13 protein-coding genes are annotated in these 17,430 nt (G+C 64.7%); 11 read left to right on the top strand and 2 right to left on the bottom strand.

All coding sequences use genetic code 11. The features are described from left to right. Nucleotides 1-49: 49 nt before the first annotated feature. Entirely contained in the window at nucleotides 50-706 is a 657-nt protein-coding gene (msrA, locus tag IVB41_RS02730) for a peptide-methionine (S)-S-oxide reductase MsrA (protein WP_247426448.1), read from the bottom strand. Between the two features lie 163 nt (nucleotides 707-869). Further along, nucleotides 870-1,187, bottom strand: coding sequence for a hypothetical protein (locus tag IVB41_RS02725; protein WP_247426444.1), 318 nt, complete (start codon nucleotides 1,185-1,187; stop codon nucleotides 870-872). 439 nt (nucleotides 1,188-1,626) lie between these two features. Here IVB41_RS02725 and rpsT point away from each other — a divergent pair, with 439 nt between their 5' ends. The 11 genes from rpsT to IVB41_RS02670 all read left to right on the top strand — a co-directional run bounded on the left by rpsT (nucleotide 1,627) and on the right by IVB41_RS02670 (nucleotide 17,430). Then, nucleotides 1,627-1,893, top strand: a complete 267-nt coding sequence (gene rpsT / locus IVB41_RS02720; protein WP_007598259.1) for a 30S ribosomal protein S20 — start codon at nucleotides 1,627-1,629, stop codon at nucleotides 1,891-1,893. A 1,263-nt stretch (nucleotides 1,894-3,156) separates the two neighbouring features. Continuing rightward, a complete protein-coding gene (dnaA, locus tag IVB41_RS02715) occupies nucleotides 3,157-4,569 on the top strand; it encodes a chromosomal replication initiator protein DnaA (protein ID WP_026233035.1) in 1,413 nt (470 codons plus the stop codon). 280 nt (nucleotides 4,570-4,849) lie between these two features. After that, nucleotides 4,850-5,968: a DNA polymerase III subunit beta gene (dnaN, locus tag IVB41_RS02710; RefSeq protein WP_007598262.1), complete on the top strand. Its 1,119-nt coding sequence runs from the start codon at nucleotides 4,850-4,852 to the stop codon at nucleotides 5,966-5,968. A gap of 109 nt (nucleotides 5,969-6,077) precedes the next feature. Further along, complete coding sequence (gene recF / locus IVB41_RS02705; RefSeq protein ID WP_247426441.1) at nucleotides 6,078-7,214, top strand: DNA replication/repair protein RecF; 1,137 nt, start codon at nucleotides 6,078-6,080, stop codon at nucleotides 7,212-7,214. A gap of 118 nt (nucleotides 7,215-7,332) precedes the next feature. Next, on the top strand, nucleotides 7,333-8,070 hold the full coding sequence (locus tag IVB41_RS02700; RefSeq protein WP_247426421.1) for a hypothetical protein: 738 nt from the start codon (nucleotides 7,333-7,335) through the stop codon (nucleotides 8,068-8,070). Between the two features lie 126 nt (nucleotides 8,071-8,196). Beyond that, nucleotides 8,197-10,362 carry a hypothetical protein gene (locus IVB41_RS02695; RefSeq protein ID WP_247426418.1) on the top strand — a complete coding sequence of 722 codons (2,166 nt, stop codon included), beginning with the start codon at nucleotides 8,197-8,199 and terminating at the stop codon, nucleotides 10,360-10,362. 281 nt (nucleotides 10,363-10,643) lie between these two features. Continuing rightward, entirely contained in the window at nucleotides 10,644-13,079 is a 2,436-nt protein-coding gene (gene gyrB, locus IVB41_RS02690) for a DNA topoisomerase (ATP-hydrolyzing) subunit B (protein WP_027566101.1), read from the top strand. Between the two features lie 270 nt (nucleotides 13,080-13,349). After that, complete coding sequence (gene murA, locus IVB41_RS02685; RefSeq protein ID WP_247426415.1) at nucleotides 13,350-14,645, top strand: UDP-N-acetylglucosamine 1-carboxyvinyltransferase; 1,296 nt, start codon at nucleotides 13,350-13,352, stop codon at nucleotides 14,643-14,645. 258 nt (nucleotides 14,646-14,903) lie between these two features. Further along, nucleotides 14,904-16,298: an MATE family efflux transporter gene (locus IVB41_RS02680; RefSeq protein WP_027566103.1), complete on the top strand. Its 1,395-nt coding sequence runs from the start codon at nucleotides 14,904-14,906 to the stop codon at nucleotides 16,296-16,298. Beyond that, entirely contained in the window at nucleotides 16,295-16,783 is a 489-nt protein-coding gene (locus IVB41_RS02675; RefSeq protein ID WP_247285147.1) for a DUF2867 domain-containing protein, read from the top strand. The genes IVB41_RS02680 and IVB41_RS02675 overlap by 4 nt, the downstream gene beginning before the upstream one ends. Next, nucleotides 16,780-17,430: a 2-hydroxychromene-2-carboxylate isomerase gene (locus IVB41_RS02670; protein ID WP_247426413.1), complete on the top strand. Its 651-nt coding sequence runs from the start codon at nucleotides 16,780-16,782 to the stop codon at nucleotides 17,428-17,430. The genes IVB41_RS02675 and IVB41_RS02670 overlap by 4 nt, the downstream gene beginning before the upstream one ends.

Below are 17,430 nucleotides of genomic sequence, written 5' to 3'. Positions count from 1 at the left end.
CGTCGACCTCTCCCGCAAGCGGGAGAGGTGCACCACCTTCGCGGCTGACTTACGCGCTCACGCCGACGCCGATCGGGCAGGACACGCCGGTGCCGCCCAGACCGCAATAGCCGGCGGGATTCTTGGCCAGATATTGCTGATGATAGTCCTCGGCAAAGTAGAATTCGCCGGCGGGTGCGATCTCGGTGGTGATGGTGCCGAGACCTTTTGCAGCAAGCGCCTTCTGATAGAGCGCCTTCGATTGATCGGCCGCTTTCTTCTGCACGTCTGAACAGGTGTAGATCGCGCTTCGATATTGCGTGCCGACGTCGTTGCCCTGACGCATGCCCTGCGTCGGGTTGTGGCTCTCCCAGAACGTCTTCAACAGCTTCTCGTACGACACCTTGTTCGGATCGAACACGACCAGCACCACTTCGGTGTGACCGGTGCGGCCCGAGCAGGTCTCTTCATAAGTCGGATTCGGCGTGTGGCCGCCGGCATAGCCGACAGCAGTTGTGTAAACGCCCTCGCCTAGCTCCCAGAACTTGCGCTCGGCGCCCCAGAAGCAGCCGAGCCCGAACACCGCCTGCTCGAGGCCGGCGGGATAAGGCGGCTGCAACTTCGTGCCGTTGACGAAATGGGTGGTCGCGGTCGGAATGGCTTGCGCACGGCCGGGCAGCGCTTCCGTGGCGCTCGGCAATGCGGTGGTCTTGCGCATGAACAGCATGGACGGATCTCCGGGAACGAGCTGTGCCTCGCCTGAGCCAAGGCGATGAGCCAAGCGCTCAGGCGGCGTGCTCGCGATCAATTGGGAATATAGGTCTTTACGCGCAAAGGGGCAGCCCCGTTACGCCGTCCGCGCGCCGGTTCGAGGCGCGCGAATCGAAAGCTCAATCCCGGGAATAGCCGATCAGCGGCTTGCGCGGGCGGAACAGGATCATCAGGAGGATGCCGAGAATGCCGAGGACGGCGAAAACCGGCTGATCCAGCACCAGGCGGATCACCGAGTTCCAGAGCCAGGGCGCCTTGGCCTCGACCCAGGTCCGGAATGCCGTCTGGCTGGCCTGATTGATGTCGTTCCAGAACTGGCCGAAGCGGGTGAACCGAAGGGTCTGGTCGGCGACCCAGCGGGCGCCGTCGTAGACCATGAAGATGAACCCGCCAGCGAGCAGCAGCAGCCCAATCAGTCGGAAAAAGCCGCGGATCATGCCTCACCCTTTATAGTCGTCCGATCGGACGACCCTCGGAACGCCGCCAGCCAATACAAGGGAGACGGCAGAAATTCAACCTCTTCAGGGCGTTACGGCATTCATCCCCACCCCAAGAGGCTGGTTGTCCAGCCCGGGAAAGCGTTGACGGTGCCAAAGACCCTCTCTATAAGGGCGCCAACTGGCGGCGGGCGCAATCCTGCCGCCGCTGTTCTTTGAGCAGTTGCAGGCTCTTTTGGGCTTAGAGGCTCTTCGGGGCTTAGAGGCTCCTAGAGCTGAGAGGCTCTTTGGGCCTCAGAGACAGCCGCAAGGCCGTCGCTCTTGTTCCAGGAACAGCCTAGCAACCGAACACCCTAATTCCGAGCGTCGATTACGCGGTCAAGCAAGCCGGCGCTACCCGACCAAGACGCGACCGGTACCCGCAAAGGACATTGAGACCATGGCCAATACCACTTCCGCCAAGAAAGCGACGCGCAAGATCGCCCGCCGCACCGCCGTCAACAAGTCGCGCCGCACCCAGATGCGCGGTGCCGTGCGTAACGTCGAAGAAGCGATCAAGACCGGCGACCGCGCCGCAGCCGTGACGGCGCTGGCGAACGCCGAGCCCGCCTTGATGCGCGCCGCGCAGCGAAACATCATTCATAAGAACAATGCCAGCCGCAAAGTCTCGCGGCTCACCGCGCAGATCGCCAAGCTCGCCAAGTAAGCTCGCGAGTGATCTAGCAGCATTCGTTCGATCGGACGATCCGGTCGCACATCGCATACGTCAAACAGCCCGGCATCACGCCGGGCTTTTTTGTTGCCTGCCATATCCACGCAAGCAGTCACGCGCCGAGCGACCTTCGATCGGAGGATTGCGGCGTTTGCACCATGATGTCCCGTAGTTCTACCTGCGAATGATTTTGCAACAGCGGAAACTCCACCGCGGTGCAAAAGACCCTTGCGAGGCGGGCGCAAGTTGAATTCGCGCGTCTGCGAGTTCTGCACACCGTAGTTTCCCCGGATCGCGTCACGCGATGGAGTTACCCTGTGAAACGAGACTCAAAAAACGATGGCTAGCTAACCACTTATCGACATAGTGAGGCCAAGCATTTGGAAAACTCGTCCGCGCGTCGCGCGCGTGACGCTTTTGTAAAAAATTTTTGGCGGTGGCGGAGAATTGTCACATGAAACGTGGCGTCTTCGATTCTGTGCACGAATCCAAAAACTTGCTCTGAAGCCTGTGCACAAGTCCGCGTGGCGTTAACGCAGATCAAGATTTTTGATGCCTCAAGTGTGAATCAATTCCGTTGCGAGTCTTTCCGCATAGTGTATTCCTTAAGACGTCAGCGGCGCCCACGATCTTGAGACCAGCGCGGTATCGGAAACGGGGCGAGCGTGCAAATCGGCGGCGATGTGCACGTAGGCGGCGCTTCAACAAGCGATTGTCGGATCAAAACCCACAGCAATGCGGGAACGGTAGCTCTTTGTCTGAATGTCTCCAAGCGGGATCTTTCTCTCGCGCTTAAGAGACATCTTGAAAGCTGCCCCGACAGGCATGATGGCGAGGCCGAGCGGACTAGTACACGGGCAGGCATCCGATGACGACGCGGGTGTCGTTTGGACACGCAGGACCTTGTCGCGAGCAATCACGGCAGGACGGGGAGGTATCATGTCTTACGAACTCAACGCGGTATTGAAACACATTTCGACTTCCAGCATTTCGACTTCCAGCGATGCCGTTTTAGATTCGTCGGACACCAAGCCTCCCGCGTGTCACGGAGCGCCGAGTACGCGCTGACCTCGCGACCCCTCCATCTCTAGACATTGCTGATCGGACGCGGCGTTTCCGCCGAGCGGTCGAGCCATGCCTGCAGGTGAAATCGCTTGAGGTCCCGCCATTGCAAATAATCCTGGGCAGGTATTGCTGGCAGGAACTCTGCATGGCGCTCACCACGCAACCTTATCTCTCAAGAAAAGTTCTCAAATGATGACAACCCCGGAACAGGATCGCTGGTCACGCGTGAAGAGTCGGCTGCGCTCGAACGTTGGCGAAGACGTCTATACGAGCTGGTTTGCGCGCATGGATCTGGAAGGCGTCCAGGACGAGAGCGTGCGTCTGTCGGTGCCGACCCGCTTCCTGAAGAGCTGGATCCAGGCCCATTATGCCGAGCGCGTGCTGTCGTGCTGGCAGGCCGAGATGCCGGAAGTGCATCGCATCGATCTCACCGTGCGCTCGGCCGTGCGCCCCGTTGTGCAGCAGAAGGAAGCGCCAGCGCCGGTCGAAACGCGCCGCTCGCCTGCGCCGGAGCTGCGCTCGACCGCGACTGCGCCGGTGTCGGCCAATCACGATGCGCTCGGCGGTTCGCCGCTCGATCCGCGCCTGACCTTCGCAAGCTTCGTCGTCGGCCGTTCCAACACGCTGGCGCATGCGGCTGCGCGTCAGGTCGCCGAGGGTCGTCGCGGCGATCCCGTCATGTTCAATCCGCTCTACATCCATGCGGGCGTCGGCCTCGGCAAGACGCATCTCTTGCAGGCGGTGACCTGGGCCGGCAATTCCGGCAACGAGCGCAAGGTGCTTTATCTCACCGCCGAGAAATTCATGTACGGCTTCGTCGCCGCGCTGAAGACGCAGACGGCGCTCGCCTTCAAGGAAGCGTTGCGCGGCATCGACGTGCTCGTGATCGACGATCTCCAGTTCCTGCAGGGCAAGTCGACCCAGGCCGAGTTCTGTCACACACTGAACGCGCTGATCGATGCCGGCCGCCAGGTCGTGATCGCGGCCGACCGTCCGCCGTCCGATCTCGAAAGCCTCGACGACCGCGTGCGCTCGCGGCTGGCCGGCGGCCTCGTGGTCGAGATGGCCTCGCTCGGCGAGGAGCTGCGACACGGCATTCTCAAGTCGCGCGTCGCCGCGGCCCGCGCCCATCATGCGACCTTCGAGGTGCCGGAGGAGGTGCTGACCTATCTGGCCCGCGCCATCACCCATAACGGCCGGGATCTCGAAGGCGCGATCAACCGCCTGCTCGCGCATTCGAAGCTCAACAACCGGCCGGTGACGCTGGAGATGGCGGAGCACGAGGTGCGCGACCTGATCCGGCCGCAGGAACCGAAGCGGATCAAGATCGAGGACATCCAGCGCGTGGTGGCGCGGCAATATAATGTCAGCCGCTCCGACCTCCTGTCCTCGCGCCGGACCGCCAACGTGGTCCGTCCGCGCCAGGTGGCGATGTATCTCGCCAAGACGCTGACTCTGCGATCGCTGCCGGAGATCGGCCGCCGCTTCGGCGGGCGCGATCACACCACGGTGCTGCACGCCGTTCGCAAGATCGAGGCCCTGGTTTCCAAGGACACGGCGCTGTCGGACGAGGTCGAATCGCTCAAGCGCCAGCTTCAGGAATAAACGCCTAGGTCTTTCCCCTTCCCTCGCGCCGCCCCGGCCATGCCTGGGGCGGCGGTCTTGGTCCAGCTGGGCGCCGGCCCGTCTTTGCCGGTAAATCGTGGGGAACTGTCGCGCAATCCCTTGAAACGGATGACTTTACGCGCCACCTTGCGCGACCCTGACGGCTTTGGTCATATCGGCTGGATGACCCGGCCTTCCGGGGATTTCGGTGCCGTGGCGCGCGTCCCGCCGCCCGGCTTTTCCAGATTTGTGTTTCCTTGGGGATCGGGCGAGTAGTGCAATGAAGGTTACGGTCGAACGCGCGCAACTCCTGAAGTCGCTGGGCCACGTCCATCGCGTGGTCGAGCGCCGCAACACGATTCCGATCCTCGGCAACGTGCTTGTTAGGGCCGAGAACGCGAAATTGTCGCTGAAGGCGACCGACCTCGACCTCGAGGTCACGGAAACGCTCGCGGCGGAAACCGCGACCGCGGGCTCCACCACCGTGCCGGCGCACATGTTCTACGACATCGTGCGCAAGCTGCCGGACGGTTCGCAGATCGTGCTCGAAGCCGACGGCGACCGCGCCGTGCTGGCGATCCGCGCCGGCCGCTCCCGCTTCACGCTGCAGACCTTGCCGGAGAATGATTTTCCGGATCTCGCGGCCGGCGACATGTCGCATTCGTTCAGCCTCGCCGCCAAGGACGTCAAGCGGCTGATCGACCGCACCCAGTTCGCGATCTCCACGGAGGAGACCCGCTATTATCTCAACGGCATCTATCTGCATGCCGCGGGCTCGGCCAAAGCCGCCACCCTGCGCGGCGTCGCCACCGACGGCCACCGCCTCGCCCAGCTCGACCTGGTCCAGCCCAAGGGCGCCGAGGGCATGCCCGGCGTGATCGTGCCGCGCAAGACCGTCGGCGAGGTGCAGCGCCTGATCGAGGACAACGAGGCCGAGGTCACGATCGAGCTGTCGCAGGCCAAGATCCGCTTCACCATCGGCAATGTGGTGCTGACCTCGAAGCTGATCGACGGCACATTCCCCGATTACGGCCGCGTGATCCCGCAGGGCAACGACAAGGAGCTCGTCGTCGACAAGAAGGATTTCGAGAACGCGGTCGACCGCGTCTCGACGATTTCCAGCGAGCGCGGCCGCGCCGTGAAACTCTCGCTGTCGCCGGGCAAGCTGGTGCTGTCGGTGACCAATCCGGATTCCGGCAGCGCGACCGAAGAGCTCGAAGTCGAATACGCCTCCGACGCCCTCGATATCGGCTTCAACTCCCGCTATCTGCTCGACATCGCCGCCCAGATCGAAGGCGACGTCGCAACGCTCCGGCTCGCCGACCCGGGCTCACCGACCCTGGTGCAAGACCGCGACGACAAGAGCGCACTCTACGTGCTGATGCCGATGCGGGTGTGAGGGCTACCGGCGCCCCTTCGCATCGACTACATCCGTCATGGCCGGGCTTGTCCCGGCCATCCACGTCTTTGGAGACAAAACGTGGATGCCCGGCAATGACAAAGACAACATGACCCCCTCCCGCATTCATCGCCTGACGCTGACGCATTTTCGTAATTACCGGGCGGCGGGGCTCGAGGCGAAGGCTGACATGGTGGCGCTGGTCGGGCCGAACGGAGCGGGCAAGACCAATTGCATCGAGGCAATCTCGTTCCTGTCGCCGGGACGCGGCTTGCGGCGCGCGACGCTGGACGACGTCGCCGACAACCAGGGCGACGGCTCCTGGGCGGTGTCGGCACAGGTCGAAGGCGCGCTGGGCCTTGCCACGCTCGGCACCGGCATCGATCCGCCGCGCGCAGACGCCGCGGTCAGCCGGCGCTGCCGCATCGACCGCGAACCGGTTAATTCGGCGGCGTCGTTCGGCGACCACATCCGCATGGTGTGGCTGACGCCGGCGATGGACGGGCTGTTCATGGGAGCGGCGTCCGAGCGCCGGCGCTTCTTCGACCGCCTGGTGCTTGCCATCGACAGCGACCATTCCAGCCGCATCTCCGCGCTCGAACGTTCCCTGCGCTCGCGCAACCGCCTGCTCGAGACCCGCAATTACGACGACCATTGGTGTGACGCGATCGAGCGCGAGACCGCAGAGCTTGCGGTCGCGGTCGCCGCAACCCGCGGCCAGACCGCGGCGCGGCTGACCGGCATGCTCAACGCGCGCGCGCAAGCCTCCGCCTTCCCCTCGGCGCAGATCGCGCTCGACGGCTGGATGGAGAACGCGCTGCTGACGGAGACCGCGACGTCGGTCGAGGATCGCTACCGCCAGATCCTGCGCGACAACCGTCCGCGTGACGCCATCGCGGGTCGCACCACGGATGGTCCGCATCTCACCGATCTGCAGGTGATCTACGCGCCGAAAAGCATGCCGGCGCGCGATGCCTCGACCGGCGAGCAGAAGGCGTTGCTGATCGGGCTGGTGCTGGCGCATGCGAGCCTGGTCGCCGAGATGACGGGCATCGTGCCGCTGCTACTGCTCGACGAGGTCGTCGCGCACCTCGATCCTGGCAGGCGCGCCGCGCTGTTCGACGAGCTGCGCAAGCTCGGCGCGCAGGTGTGGCTGACCGGCGCAGACCCCGCCGCCTTCGCCGAGATCGGCGCCGGGGGCGAGATCTTTGACGTCGAAAGCGGACAGGTATCGGCTCGGCGGTAGTCGCAGCCGTTGAACCGGCCCCATTTCCGCCGCGACTAGTTGCCGGAGGCGGCGCCGACGGCGTCGCGGCCGATTTGCAATCGCGCAATGACATCACGCGCGAACCCTGGAGAGTGAGATGCGGGCGGCAAGGTCCGGGGCGCGAGTCCCGGCACGATGGCAGGCGTTTGCGTGCGGCCTCGTCTTGCTCGCGACGTGCATGCTCGCGGCAAGCGCCGGCGCCTGGATGCCGCAGCCGCTGTTTTCGGCCGATCTCATGCCCGATCCCGATGCCAGGCTACCCGCACCGACCCGCTACAGTTTTCGAGGAATCCACACCACTCTGATGCGGGGCGTCGATGCGCCGCTTCGCGTCAAGCTCGAAGCCACCGTGCCCGCCGAGCTCAGCGACGTTCTCGCTTTCTATCGCAGGGAGCTCGGAAAACTCGGCTGGCAGGAGCAGCATGATGGCGCCGTCGTTTCCGCCGATCACGTCCAGCTCGCGTTCGTCTCTCCGCTCGGGCCGGCCATGCTGGAGCTCGGCCGCAAGGACAGCAGCACCTTGGTTCATCTCGTGCAGAAGAACTCGGATACTGCAAGCCGGGCGAACGTCATGCCCGAACCGGGCCAGGCGAAGCTGGTGTTCAGCAACATCGGTGAAACGGAAGCCGTGCTCGGGATCGACGCGCGGATCATCAAGCGCGCCGCCGGCGCCAACGCCGTATCGCTGGATCTGGCGCCCGGCAAATATTCCTACGAACTGAGCGTACCCGGCCGTCCAGCCTACACCCACATCCTCACTGTCGCAGCCGGCGACGCCTGGGAGCTCACCGTCGGGCGCGACGGCGAGGCATGGTCGCCGCTCCAGCTGTATTGACCAGTTCGGGATCTTTGAACCTGCCCGGTTCCTGCCGCGACTTCTCGTCTGAGGCCCCGCCGACGGTGTCGCAGCCGTTGCAATCGCGGGCGCCCAAGCGCCGCGCGGCATCCTGGAGACGTAACGATGGCGATGATCCCGCGCGGGACGCAAGTCCCGGCACGATGGCGGCTGCTTGCATGCGGTCTCTTCCTGATGGCGAGCTGCTCGATCGCGGCCGGCGCCGACGAGGGCGTCGACGTCCACGCGCTGCCGCAGCTCGAGGGTGCGGTGGAAGAAACTTCGCGCCCCGATCCCTATAGCGTCGAATATCGCGTACCGACGCGGCAGGCCGTGACACTGCCCGCGGTCCAAAAGCTGCTGAGCGACAACGGCTGGGTCGCCTATGTGATGCCGCTTGAGGAAAAAAGCAGCCTGCTGAAGTTCAGGAAGGGACGACAGGGCCTTTCCGTGCATTTCACGCAGGCGCCCGGCCGGCCCGACCAGTCCGTGGTCTACTACACCACCGACCGGATTTACGGGAACGTGCCATTTCCGGAAGGGGCAGGCGACATCGTGTTCGACGGGACCCGGCCCTATCTCGGCTGCGTCGCACCGACGACGCTCGATGCGACGTCGGATTTCTATGCCAGCCAGATGGCTGCGATCGGCTGGCAGAAGCTCACGCCGGAAACCGCCGCGCGCTGGGCGACCAGCCTGGATGAAACCGTTCCCAACGGCCTGCGCGCGTTCTACGCGCACGCCGATAGCAAGGAGACCGGCTTCTATCAGCAGAAGCCCGTGATGCTGACGCTGACGCGCCGCGACGACGGCCGCACCAATATCGATATCCGGGTCGCGCCCTTCGCGCTGCCCAGCGAGCTCAGGGCCGATAGCGATCTGGCCGGCCTGCCGCGGCCGAGCCCGACCAAGACGGCCAGGGGCCTCGGAGGCGCGAGCGACAACAAGCGCGAAATGTCGGCCGCCGCGATGGCCGAGCTGCCGGCCGTGCTCGCCTTCTATCACCGCGAGCTCGCCGCGCGCGGCTGGCAGGAGGACGGCAGCGCGCCGCTCGCACCCGGTGACGAGGTCGCGATCAAGATCTCTTCGGCGGAGGAAACCGGCGTGCTGCGGCTTGGCCGCAAATATGATTTCACCATGGTCAGCCTGACCGCGCAGGTGAAGGACTCCGCGCTTGCCGCCCGTGCCAAGGCGAAGAAAGAGGCGGACGAGAAGTTCCTTGGGGATGCGTTAGGTGCGGCCAAGCAGCTCATCACTGCCGACGAAGCAAGGCGCAAGGTGCAGGCGGCCGCGTTGTCCGACGCGCCGCTGAATGCGCTGGCCGACAGCAAGACGCCGGTGCCGCTGCCCGAAAACGCCGAAGGCGTGAAGTTCGAGGGCGACGACGGCCAGCTCGAATTCTCCTCGACGTCGAGCGTGAAGGCGCTCACCGCGTTCTATCGCGCATCGCTCAAGCCAGCGGGCTGGAAGGAGCAACCTTCCGTCATCAACCAGCCCAACATGGCGGTGATGGAATTCTCCAAGAGCGGCAAGTCGATCTCGATGACCGTGATGCAGATGGGGCCGAAGGTGAACGTTAGCGCCAACGGCTCCGGTCTGGTTATCGCCGCGGCGAAGCCTGTCGAGGCCAAATCGACCCAAGCCAAGGCGGCCCAGGCCAAATCGAAGGAGCCGCTCACGCTCGATCCCGATTCCGCCCTGCCCGTGCCGACGCAGCACAGCTCGACCGGATTAAGCTCCACGAAATTCCCCGGCAGCGACCAGTCGTTCCGGACCGAGCTCGAAGCCAGCATTCCCGCCGAGCTTGGCGAGGTCCTTGCGTTCTATCGCACGGAGCTGACCAAGCGGGGCTGGCAGGAAAAGACCGACGGCGCGATCGTGACCGCCGAGCGGGCGGAGCTCGCGTTCACCTCGCCGCAGGGACCGGCCGTGCTGAAGCTTGGCCGCGCCAGGGACGAGACGATTGTCAGCCTGATGCAGCGGAATCCGCAGGCCGCGGCCAAGGCCGACATCATGCCGAAGGCGGGACAGGCGAGGCTGATGCTCGGCAATATGGGACCGAAGGAAGCATCGCTGACGATCAACAATCAAACCGTGAAGATCGCGGCCGGCGCCGGCGGTCCGCAATCGCCGAAAGGCCCGATGCTCGATCTGCCGCCGGGCAAGTACCAGTACGCGCTGCGTCTGCCGGGACGCCCTGCTCGCACCGAGACCCTCACCGTTGCCGCCGGCGATGCCTGGGGCCTCCTGGTGGGGCCAAGCGGAGACGTGCTGCCGCTTCAGATGTATTGAGTTGCAAGGCCGTTCCGGGGCGTTCCAAGGCGCCTCGGAGCACCCCTCGTCCCCGCAAAATCCACGCCTTCCACGGCCCTAAACGGCTTCCCGAATCGCGCTTTTTCCAAGCCGCCGAATTGGCCCTCGTAAGCCTTGAAAATCGGCCGAAAAATCCCATTTAATCAAAGACTTGCCAGGAGATACTTTGCGCTAGGCGCAATCCGTCTTTCGTGGCACAAATAGCCCGCATATCAGCGCCTTTTGCGCCGCTGATTCGGGCGACATCTCGAAGGCCTCTCATGACAGAACCTGCTCGGCAGACGCCTGCCGAAAACGAACCCTCAAATCCGAGCGATTACGGGGCGGAATCGATCCGCGTGCTCAAGGGTCTCGACGCCGTACGCAAGCGCCCGGGCATGTATATCGGCGACACCGATGACGGCTCAGGCCTGCATCATATGGTCTACGAGGTCGTCGACAACGCGATCGACGAAGCGCTCGCGGGCCATGCCACTCGCGTCGACGTGATCCTCAATTCCGACAATTCCGTCACCGTGCGCGACGACGGCCGCGGCATTCCCGTCGACATCCATAAGGGCGAAGGTATTTCGGCGGCCGAGGTCATCATGACCCAGCTCCATGCCGGCGGTAAGTTCGACCAGAATTCCTACAAGGTTTCCGGCGGCCTGCACGGCGTCGGCGTCTCCGTCGTCAACGCGCTGTCGAGCAAGCTCGGCTTGCGCATCTGGCGCGACAACAAGGAACACTACATCGAATTCGCCCATGGCGATGCGGTCGCGCCGCTCAAGGTGGTCGGCGATGCGCCCGGCAGGCGTGGCACCGAGGTGACGTTCCAGGCCTCGACGGAAACCTTCAAGAACATCGAGTATGATTTCGCCACGCTGGAGCACCGGCTGCGCGAGCTCGCCTTCCTCAACTCCGGCGTCAACATCGCTCTCTCCGACATGCGTCACGCCGTCGAGAAGCGCGAGGAGATGCACTATTCCGGCGGCGTCGAGGAATTCGTCAAATATCTCGACCGCAACAAGAAGGCGATCGTGCCGGCGCCGATCATGGTGCGCGCGGAAGCCAACGGCATCGGCGTCGAGGCCGCGCTGTGGTGGAACGACAGCTACCACGAGAACGTGCTGTGCTTCACCAACAACATCCCGCAGCGCGACGGCGGCACCCATCTCGCCGGTTTCCGCGGCGCGCTGACGCGCCAGGTCAACGGCTATGCCGAGGCCAACGCGAAAAAAGAGAAAATCGCGCTCACCGGCGATGATTGCCGCGAAGGCCTCACCGCTGTGCTGTCGGTGAAGGTGCCGGATCCAAAATTTTCGTCGCAGACCAAGGACAAGCTGGTGTCCTCGGAAGTGCGCCCCGTGGTCGAGAACGTGCTCAACGAGGCGCTGCAAGCCTGGTTCGAGGAGCATCCTTCCGAAGCCAAGATGATCGTCGGCAAGGTGATCCAGGCGGCAGCTGCCCGCGAAGCCGCGCGAAAGGCGCGCGAGCTGACGCGCAAGAGCCCGCTCTCGGTCTCCTCGCTGCCCGGCAAGCTCGCCGACTGCCAGGAAAAGGATCCGGCGAAATCCGAGCTCTTCATCGTCGAGGGTGACTCGGCAGGCGGCAGCGCCAAGCAGGGCCGCAACCGCGAATTCCAGGCCGTGCTGCCGCTGCGCGGCAAGATCCTCAATGTCGAACGCGTGCGTCCCGACAAGATGCTGCACAGCGAGCAGATCGGCACGCTGATCACCGCGCTCGGCACCGGCATCAGCGACGAATTCTCGATCGAGAAGCTGCGCTATCACAAGATCATCGTGATGACGGACGCCGACGTCGACGGCGCCCACATCCGCACGCTGCTGCTGACTTTCTTCTACCGGCAGATGCGCGAGATCATCGACGGCGGCTATCTCTACATCGCCCAGCCGCCGCTCTATAAGGTCAACCGCGGCAAGTCCGAGCAATATCTGAAGGACGAGCGGGCGCTGGAAGATTATCTGATCGATACCGGACTCGACGACTGCGTCTACATTCCCGGCACCGGCGGCGATCGCACCGGCCGCGACCTGCGCTCGCTGGTCGACGACGCCCGTGCCGTTCGCGGCGTCCTGCGCAGCCTGCACACCCGCTACAATCGCAAGGTGATCGAGCAGGCTGCCATCACCGGCGTGCTCAACAAGGCGATCTACGGCGATCGGGAGAAAGCCGCCGCGGCCGCGCAATACATCGCCGCCCGCCTCGACACGCTCGCCGACGAGGTCGAGCGCGGCTGGATCGGTCAATACGTCGAAGGCCATGGTTTCCAGTTCGAGCGCACGGTGCGCGGCGTCAAGGACGTCGCCCTCATCGACGACGCGTTCCTGGGCTCGGTCGAAGCCCGCAAGCTCGACGAGTACACGGTCAAGCTCCAGGACGTTTATGCCCGGCCCGGCAAGCTGCGGCGCAAGGATACCGAGCACATGGTCTACGGCCCGGTCGATCTGTTCGAAGCCGTCACAGACGCCGGCCGCAAGGGCGTCTCGCTGCAGCGCTACAAGGGGCTGGGCGAGATGAATCCGGAGCAGCTCTGGCAGACGACGCTGGACGTCAATGCGCGATCACTGCTCCAGGTGAAGGTCAAGGAGGTCGACGAGGCCGACGACATCTTCACCAAGCTGATGGGCGACGTGGTCGAGCCGCGCCGCGACTTCATCCAGGAACATTCGCTGAGCGCGACGATCGATATCTGAGATCGGATGGCTTTGGACGGTCGTCATGCCCGGGCTTGTCCCGCCTGCGCGGCCGAAGCCGCTTCGGCGAGGCGAAGGCCCGGGCATCTACGTTCTCCGTGCATCTGGCAAAGGCGTGGATGGCCGGGACAAGCCCGGCCATGACGTAGAGACACCTCGGCTGAACCTCCCCCCGCCCTCGCAACAAGTGCAGAATTGCTCCCGCGCTCAATTCTCGGTAGCTTCCGCCTCGAAAACCCGCCCCCACTCAACACGACAGCGAGAGACCCCGTGGCGCCCATCCAGTACATTGTCGAGGGCGGTCACCGGCTCTCGGGCTCGATCGAGCCTTCCGGCAACAAGAATGCGGCCCTGCCGATCATCGCGGCAGCCCTGCTCACCGAGCATCCGGTGACGCTGGAAAACGTGCCGCGGATCCGCGACACCGAGACGCTGGTCGAGCTGATCCGCTCGGTCGGCGCGGCGGCGGAATGGACCGCCCGCAACACGCTTCATATCCACGCCAAGAGCATCCGCGCCGCGGATCTCGATCCTGAGCTATGCGTGCGCATCCGCGCCTCGATCCTGCTCGCGGGCCCCCTGCTCGCCCGCTGCGGCGAAGTGATGCTGCCGCCGCCCGGCGGCGACGTCATCGGCCGCCGAAGGCTCGACACGCATGTGCTCGCGCTCGAGCAATTGGGAGCCAAGGTCACCGCGACCGACCGGCTCGAATTCCGCGCTTCGAAACTGACCGGCGCCGACGTGTTCCTGGACGAGCCCAGCGTGACCGCGACCGAGAACGCGCTGGTCGCAGCCGTCGCCGCCGAAGGCACCACCTATTTGCGCAACGCCGCGTCCGAGCCGCATGTGCAGGACCTCGCCAACTTCCTGGTCGCGCTCGGCGCAGGGATCGAGGGCATCGGCACCAACACCATGATCGTGCATGGTCCGGCGACGTTGGGTGGTGCGACCTACCGGATCCAGCCCGACCATATCGAGGTCGGCTCGCTGATCGGGCTTGCCGCCGTGACGCGTTCGCCGCTTCGCATCGTGCGCGCGGGCGTCGAGCATCTGCGCTCGATCCGCATGGGATTCGAGCGGCTCGGCATCGTCTGCCGCATCGAGGGCGACGATCTCATCGTGCCCTCGAACCAGACGCTGAAGATCCAGGACGATTTTGGCGGCCACGTGCCGAAGCTGGAAGACCAGCCCTGGCCGGCCTTCCCGGCCGATCTGATGTCGATCGCGATCGTCACCGCCACGCAATGCGAGGGCGTGATCCTGATGTTCGAGAAGATGTTCGAATCGCGGATGTTCTTCGTCGACAAGCTGATCGCGATGGGCGCGCGCATCGTGTTGTGCGATCCGCATCGCGCCATCATCGCCGGTCCAAGCCGGCTGCACGGCGCGACGATGACCTCACCCGACATTCGCGCCGGAATGGCCATGCTGCTCGCGGCCGTCTGCGCCGAGGGCACCTCCACGATCAACAACGCCGACCAGATCGAGCGCGGCTACGAGCGCATCGACGAACGGCTGAATGCGCTCGGCGCGAAGATCAGGCGCGTGCCGGAACGGAAGGGCTGAGAGTTTCTTCCCTTCTCCCCTTGTGGGAGAAGGTGGCATAAGCGGCCTTCGGCCGCCGTTTTTAAGAACGCCGAAGCTTCGCATCGGCTATGGCGCCGGATGAGGGGTTGCTTCAGCGAGTCCTGCTGCTTGAGTGCCGTACGCGGAGAGATACCCCTCACCCGTCTCGACGCTACGTGGCGAACCACCCTCTCCCGCAAGGGGAGAGGGAGAAGACCAAGCCATGTTTTCGTCGCCCGGCCGTGCTATTGACCCGCTATGCTCGACACCGTCCAGCCTCGTTCGCAGCCGCAAGCCGGCGCGCCGCTAAATCCTCTCGCCGACGAATTCGTCGAGACGCTGCGGCTGGCCGTGCCGATGACGCTGACGCAACTCGGGCAGATCGCGATGATCACGACCGATCTTGCGCTGATCGGCCGGCTCGGCGAGAGCGCGGTGGCAGCAGCGGCACTGGCGCATACGGTCTATTTCGTCAGCTTCACGTTCGGGCTCGGATTGATGGCGGCGGTATCACCGCTGGTCGCGCAGGCGTTCGGCGCCGGCGATGTCAGGCGCATCCGCCGCTCCTTACGCGTCGGCCTGTGGGTCGCGCTGCTGATCTCGCTGCCGATGATGGCCTCGCCGCTCTATGGCGAGCACATCCTGGTTGCACTCGGTCAGGCGCCGCACTCGGCCGCGCTCGCCCAGCGCTATCTGAATGGGCTGGCCTGGGGCATCGCGCCGGCGCTCGGCTTCATCGCGCTGCGCAGCATGATGAGCGCGGTGAACCGGCCGCAGGCGCCGCTGTGGATCACGCTCGCGGCGATCCCCGTCAATGCCGCGCTGGTCTATGTCCTGATCCACGGCCTGTTCGGCCTGCCGGAGCTCGGCCTGTTCGGCGCGGGGCTTGCGACCACGCTGGTCAATCTCGGCTCGTTCGCCGCCACGCTCGCCATTGCGGGGCTGCGCAAGCCGTTCGCGGACTATCGTCCGCTTGCCCATCTCTGGCGGATCGACTGGCCCCTGATGCGCAAGCTCATCGCGATCGGCGCGCCGATCTCGTTCTCGCTGCTGCTGGAATATGGCCTGTTCTCTTCGGCCGCGCTGCTGATGGGATTGATCTCGACCACGGCGCTCGCGGCGCATCAGATCGCGCTCCAGGTCACCGCCGTGCTGTTCATGGTCCCGCTCGGCATCGGCATGGCGGCCACCGTGCGGGTAGGTCACGCCTTCGGCCGCGGCGAGCCGCTTGCGGTGAAGCGCGCAGGTCTCGCCGCAGCCGTGATCGGGATCGCGTTCGTCTCGGCCCTGACCGTCGCGATCATCTTCGGCCGCTATCAGCTCGGCCGACTGTTCTTCGGCAGCGACGTGGCGAGCATGGCGACCGTCGAGCTGACCGCGAAGCTGCTGCTGGTCGGCGCGACCTTCTTCATCGCCGATGCCATCCAGACCATCATGGGCGGCGCGCTGCGCGGCATCAATGACACCAGGATGACGTTGGTATTCGCCGCGATCGGCTATTGGTGCGTGGGCTTTCCCATCGCCTGGTGGCTCGCTTTTCACGCCGATCTCGGCGCGGTCGGTGTCTGGATCGGATTGTCGATCGGATCGTTCGTCTATGCCGGACTTCTGATCTTGCGCTTCCGGATGCTGACGCGCAGACTGACGGAATGAACGGGACCGTCCGCGAAGTCACCCCCGATGTCGACACCGGCGCGCTGCTGGCCGGTGCGCAATTCATCGACGCCTTTCGCGTGGAGATCGGCACGGCACCGGTGAATGCCCGCGAGGCCTGCACCAGGATGGTGTTGCACGGGCCGCGCTGGGTCGGTGCACTGACACGCCTGCGCAACGTGTTGGTGACGCCGTTCGGCCTGAAAACATCGGGCGAGGGTACGCCGGCGCCGGGCGGTTTGATCGGCCTGTTTCCGGTGCTGAGTGAAACGCCCGAGCAGCTGGTCGCCGGCTTCAATGATTATCATCTCGATTTCCGCATCGTGGTCGATGTGGTCGGCGAAGCGGTGCCGCGCCACGTCACCTTGACCACGCTGGTGCGGACCAACAATCGGCTGGGCCGCGCCTACCTCGCGCTCATCACGCCCTTCCACAAGCTTGTGGCCCGCAGCATGATGGGGCGGCTCGCGGAGCCGGCCCGATGACGCTCTCCGTCGACCTCTTCTACTCCTTTCGCAGTCCGTTCAGCTATCTGGCGCTGCCCAAGACGCTCAAGCTCGTCGAAACCTACGATCTGGCGGTCAATGTGCGGCCGGTCTATCCGCTCGCAGTCCGTGTGCCCGGGTTTTTCAAGAAGGCCAGCCCGAACTTCATTCGCTATGTGGTGCTCGACAGCACGCGCGTCGCGCAGCACGAGGGCATTCCGTTCCGCTTTCCCAGGCCCGATCCGATCGTGCAGGACAAGGTCACGTTCGACGTCGCGGCGGAGCAGCCCTACATCCACCGTCTGACCCGGCTTGGTGCCATGGCGCAGCTCGAAAGACGCTCGCTCGCATTCACCGATGCGATCGCCCGCGTGCTGTGGGACGGCTCGGTGGCGGGCTGGAACGAAGGCGATCATCTCGTGCGCGCCGCCGCCAAGGCCGGCTTCGATCTCGTCGCGATGGATGCCGCGATCACCGCGGACCCGGATCGCTACGAGCAGGTAATCACTGAGAACGAGAAGGACCACGCCGCCTCCGGCCATTGGGGCGTGCCGACCTTCGTGTTCGACAACGAGCCGTTCTTCGGTCAGGACCGCATCGATTTGCTGGTCTGGCGCATGGAGAGCAAAGGCCTGATGCGGCGCTAG

This window comes from Bradyrhizobium sp. 44 (assembly GCF_023073095.1).
In the GTDB taxonomy this organism is placed as follows: Bacteria; Pseudomonadota; Alphaproteobacteria; order Rhizobiales; family Xanthobacteraceae; genus Bradyrhizobium.
The sequence above is the reverse complement of the archived record's forward strand: the minus strand, read 5'-3'. Positions and strand labels throughout refer to the sequence as shown.

What these genes read in the sequence shown, in the direction of transcription:
- msrA (WP_247426448.1), bottom strand. Translation starts at nt 706, where the DNA reads ATGCTGTTCATGCGCAAGACCACCGCATTGCCGAGCGCCACGGAAGCG.
- IVB41_RS02725 (WP_247426444.1), bottom strand. Translation starts at nt 1,187, where the DNA reads ATGATCCGCGGCTTTTTCCGACTGATTGGGCTGCTGCTGCTCGCTGGC.
- rpsT (WP_007598259.1), top strand. Translation starts at nt 1,627, where the DNA reads ATGGCCAATACCACTTCCGCCAAGAAAGCGACGCGCAAGATCGCCCGC.
- dnaA (WP_026233035.1), top strand. Translation starts at nt 3,157, where the DNA reads ATGACAACCCCGGAACAGGATCGCTGGTCACGCGTGAAGAGTCGGCTG.
- dnaN (WP_007598262.1), top strand. Translation starts at nt 4,850, where the DNA reads ATGAAGGTTACGGTCGAACGCGCGCAACTCCTGAAGTCGCTGGGCCAC.
- recF (WP_247426441.1), top strand. Translation starts at nt 6,078, where the DNA reads ATGACCCCCTCCCGCATTCATCGCCTGACGCTGACGCATTTTCGTAAT.
- IVB41_RS02700 (WP_247426421.1), top strand. Translation starts at nt 7,333, where the DNA reads ATGCGGGCGGCAAGGTCCGGGGCGCGAGTCCCGGCACGATGGCAGGCG.
- IVB41_RS02695 (WP_247426418.1), top strand. Translation starts at nt 8,197, where the DNA reads ATGGCGATGATCCCGCGCGGGACGCAAGTCCCGGCACGATGGCGGCTG.
- gyrB (WP_027566101.1), top strand. Translation starts at nt 10,644, where the DNA reads ATGACAGAACCTGCTCGGCAGACGCCTGCCGAAAACGAACCCTCAAAT.
- IVB41_RS02680 (WP_027566103.1), top strand. Translation starts at nt 14,904, where the DNA reads ATGCTCGACACCGTCCAGCCTCGTTCGCAGCCGCAAGCCGGCGCGCCG.
- IVB41_RS02675 (WP_247285147.1), top strand. Translation starts at nt 16,295, where the DNA reads ATGAACGGGACCGTCCGCGAAGTCACCCCCGATGTCGACACCGGCGCG.
- IVB41_RS02670 (WP_247426413.1), top strand. Translation starts at nt 16,780, where the DNA reads ATGACGCTCTCCGTCGACCTCTTCTACTCCTTTCGCAGTCCGTTCAGC.